Here is a 3,933-nt window from a genome sequence, read left to right on the forward strand (position 1 = left end):
AGAGCTAGAAGATAGCGCCTAATTTCTACATATTTTCATCTGTTAAAATTTCTTTTTATTTTCTTAATTTATATCCAATTAATGCTAAAGTTATCAATAATTGGGTATAATTGCGAAATTTTTATGTAACAGAGGATAGGTAATGGCGTTCGATAACGAATCATTTGAAGAAGAAGAAAATTTTGCGGAGATGTTTGCCGCTAGCGAGAAGCAGCAAGAGACAAGTCGCATTGTAGAAGGTGAGATTGTTGAAATCCAAGCGGATGAAAATAGAGCATTAGTAGGTGTTGGCGATAAACTAGAGGGTATCCTTAGTTTAGACGAAATCAGCGAAAATGGTGAACTTAAGTTTAATGTTGGAGACAAGATTAAAGTAATGGTAACGGGATACTATAACGAGCGTCCTAAAATATCTTACAAAAAGGTACTTGAGCAACAAAAAACAATAGACTTTATTGATGAACATAAAGAAAACTTCGAAGATTTGGTTATTGAAGGTGTTATCACCAAGAAGAATCGCGGCGGCTATGTAGTAGAAGCTGACGGTGTTTCTTTCTTTATGCCTCGTTCATTGGCTGCTTTTAAAGAGACAGACGAGGTTGTAGGTCGTAAAATAAAAGCTCAGGTTGTCAAAATTGATGAAGAGCAAAACTCTATAGTTGTCTCTCGTCGCAAGCTTTTTAACGATGAGCGCAAAAAGAAAAAAGAGATCATTGATAAGTTGATGGAAGACGATTCAATCGTAGAGGGAACTATCAAGAAGATAACAAGCTACGGTATGTTTGTAGATGTTGGCGGTGTAGATGGACTTGTTCACTACAACGAAATCAGCTACAAAGGTCCTGTCAACCCATCTAAACTCTATAAAGAGGGTGATACGGTAGGGGTTAAAGCAATCTCTTATGATAAAGACAAAAGACATCTTTCTCTATCAATCAAAGCTGTGCATTCTGATCCATGGGAAGAGGTAGAGAGCGAACTAGATGAAGGCGATACGATTACTGTAACTGTTTCAAATATTGAAGCATACGGTGTTTTTGTTGACTTAGGAAATGACATCGAGGGCTTCTTACATATATCTGAAATCTCATGGGACAAAAACGTTAAAAACCCAGGTGACTACCTAACATTAGGGCAAGAGATAGATGTTGAAGTTATTGAGATCAATCCTAAGACTCATAAGCTTCGCGTTTCTTTGAAAAAACTTCTTCCAAAGCCGTTTGACGAATTTGTGAAAAACCACAGAGAGGGAGATGTTGTAACCGGAACTGTTACATCATTGACTGATTTTGGAGCATTTGTGCGTATCGACGGTGTTGAGGGTCTTCTTCATAACCAAGATATTTCATGGGACAAAAACGTTAAGTGTAGGGATGTTTTAAAATCAGGAGATGAAGTTGAAGTTAAAATCGCTAAAATCAGCCCTGAAGACCAAAAAATATCACTAAACAGAAAGGCTCTTTTAGAGAGTCCTATTGATGCATTCGCTAAAACTCACAAGGTAAACAGCGTTGTAACTGGAACTGTTCGCGATATTAAAGATTTCGGAGTTTTCGTATCTCTGGAAGATGGTGTTGATGCACTTATTCGTGATGAAGATCTTGCTCCACTAGAGAAAAGTGAACTAGAGGTTGGTCAACAGCTAGAAGCAGCGATTGCTGCAATCGACACTCGTCGTGACCGCATCCGTCTATCTGTCAAAAAACTTGATTACATAAAAAACCAAGCAATGCTTGATGAGATCAATGATGATGAATCACACTCTCTTGGTGATTTGATAAAAGACAAATTTAAGTAAATATCGTGCAAAAAATTCTTAAATGGCTAACCCTGCTCATCGCGGTAGGGGTAGCTGTTTTTGTTGTTTTCTTTCTTATTTCAATTAATTCTAATGAAACCACCGTTAACTTAACTCCGCTTGAACACAAAAGTGAAGTTGTTGTAAAAGCACCAAAAAATATATGGCTAGAGAGTTTTTCAAAAACTGAGAAGCTGGGTTATTTTTATCCGGTTAATGAAGTTTTTATCCAAGTTGATTTAAATGAGAAAGTAGCAAATGAAACTATTTATAAACTCTCTGCTCCTATAGCTGATCCTTATCAGCTCTTCTGTTTAAAAGAGGAGTTAAAGCAACATCAGCTAAAATACTATCTCAAAAAAGATAAAAACGGTGCAGAGTTGCTAATTTACTCAAAAGAGAGAACCAAGCTGGACTCTCTCGTAGAAGTTCTAAAAAACTATCAAATTTCAGCCACTGTTGGGCTATACAAAGAGGATACATAATGCAAAAACATACTATAGTTGTTTGTGACCATATTCATGAAGCCGGTTTGGAGATGCTTCGAAATGATGAAAACATAAACTTTATAATGGCGGCTGACGAAGACAAGGTAAAGCTTTTAGATATTATTGAACAGGCTGATGTTGCTATTACAAGAAGTTCAACCGATGTTGATGATAAATTTATCGCGCATGCTAAAAACATGAAAGCAATCGTGCGAGCAGGCGTTGGTGTTGACAATGTTGATATCCAGGGATGCTCAAAAGAGGGAATTATAGTCATGAACGTTCCTACTGCAAACACAATTGCCGCAGTTGAACTAACCATGGCGCATATGCTCTCATGTATGAGAATGTTTCCATATTCACACAACCACTTAAAGCAAGAGAGAGTGTGGAAAAGAGAGAAGTGGTACGGGTATGAGCTTAAGGGCAAAAAACTGGGTGTCATCGGATTTGGAAATATCGGAAGCCGCGTAGCAAAGAGAGCGCAAGCTTTTGAGATGGATATTGTTGCTTATGACCCATATATAAACCCCTCTAAAGTCACCGACTTTGATATGACATACACGAAAAACTTTGAAGATATTTTAGCATGCGACATTATTACTATCCATACGCCTAAAAACAAAGAGACTCTTAACATGATAAGCAGTGCCGAGATTGCAAAGATGAAAGACGGTGTCGTTCTCATTAACTGTGCAAGAGGCGGTCTTTACAATGAAGAGGCGCTTTATGCAGGTCTTAAGAGCGGTAAAATCCGTTTTGCCGGTATTGACGTATTTATGAAAGAGCCAGCAACCGACCATCCTCTTCTTGAGCTTGATAATATTACGGTATCTCCTCACTTGGGTGCGAATACTTACGAATCGCAGTACAACATTGGGGTTCAGGCTGCTGCAAACGCAATCGCTGCGGCAAAAGGTATCTCATATCCACATGCTATGAATTTACCTATTGATGAGAGCAAGATACCTCCGTTTGTTAAACCATTCTTAGAGATGGGGCAGAAGATCGGTTTTTTAGAGTCTCAGCTTAACAAATCACAGATTATCTCCATAAAAGTAAGCGGGCAGGGTGAAATCTCAAAATATGTAGACTCACTTGCTACTTTTGTTGCAGTAGGCGCTATGAGTCAGATAAGCGATGACACGATTAACTATGTTAACGCGGATTTTATTGCTAAAGAAAAAGGGATAAAGATAGAGTCGGAAGCACTTAATGACTCATCTGTTTATAAAAACCTTATTACCATTAAACTGACTACTGCAGAGGGCGGAACTACGACTATCAGTGCTACAATTTTTGACGATAATGTATTTAGAATCGTTACGATTGATGGTTTTGATATTGAAGTGGCACTCAAAGGCGATATGGTAGTCCTTAAAAACAGAGACGTTCCGGGCGTTATCGGAAATATCGGTTCTACTTTGGCAAAACATAGCGTAAATATTGCAGACTTTTCACTTGCTAGAAATGACAAAAAAGAGGCTCTCGCGGTTATTTTAGTGGATAATATTATAAATGATATAACGTTAAAAGAGCTTTTAGAAATTGACGCTTGTATAAGTGTTCAATATGCAAGAATGTAGAGTATAAAAATTTAACTACTATATGGGCAAAGCCCATATAGTTAGGCAGGGACAAAAAAGT

Annotated in this window: 3 protein-coding genes; all 3 read left to right on the forward strand. The window is 37.8% G+C overall.

Annotation, left to right across the window (positions count from 1 at the left end; genetic code table 11):
- Window positions 1–142 precede the first annotated feature (142 nt).
- From RQ763_RS10440 to serA, 3 genes are read left to right on the forward strand one after another with little or no spacing between them, the layout of a single operon-like run.
- Window positions 143–1,798, forward strand: a complete 1,656-nt coding sequence (locus RQ763_RS10440; protein WP_314152886.1) for a 30S ribosomal protein S1 — start codon at window positions 143–145, stop codon at window positions 1,796–1,798.
- Window positions 1,799–1,803: 5 nt separating this feature from the next.
- Window positions 1,804–2,283 (forward strand): hypothetical protein, encoded by a 480-nt coding sequence (locus RQ763_RS10445; RefSeq protein ID WP_314152887.1) that lies wholly within the window; start codon window positions 1,804–1,806, stop codon window positions 2,281–2,283.
- On the forward strand, window positions 2,283–3,872 hold the full coding sequence (serA, locus tag RQ763_RS10450; RefSeq protein ID WP_314152888.1) for a phosphoglycerate dehydrogenase: 1,590 nt from the start codon (window positions 2,283–2,285) through the stop codon (window positions 3,870–3,872). The genes RQ763_RS10445 and serA overlap by 1 nt, the downstream gene beginning before the upstream one ends.
- The last annotated feature ends 61 nt before the right edge of the window (window positions 3,873–3,933 follow it).

This window comes from Sulfurimonas sp. (assembly GCF_032250635.1).
Classification (GTDB): Bacteria; Campylobacterota; Campylobacteria; order Campylobacterales; family Sulfurimonadaceae; genus Sulfurimonas.

What these genes read in the sequence shown, in the direction of transcription:
- RQ763_RS10440 (WP_314152886.1), top strand. Translation starts at nt 143, where the DNA reads ATGGCGTTCGATAACGAATCATTTGAAGAAGAAGAAAATTTTGCGGAG.
- serA (WP_314152888.1), top strand. Translation starts at nt 2,283, where the DNA reads ATGCAAAAACATACTATAGTTGTTTGTGACCATATTCATGAAGCCGGT.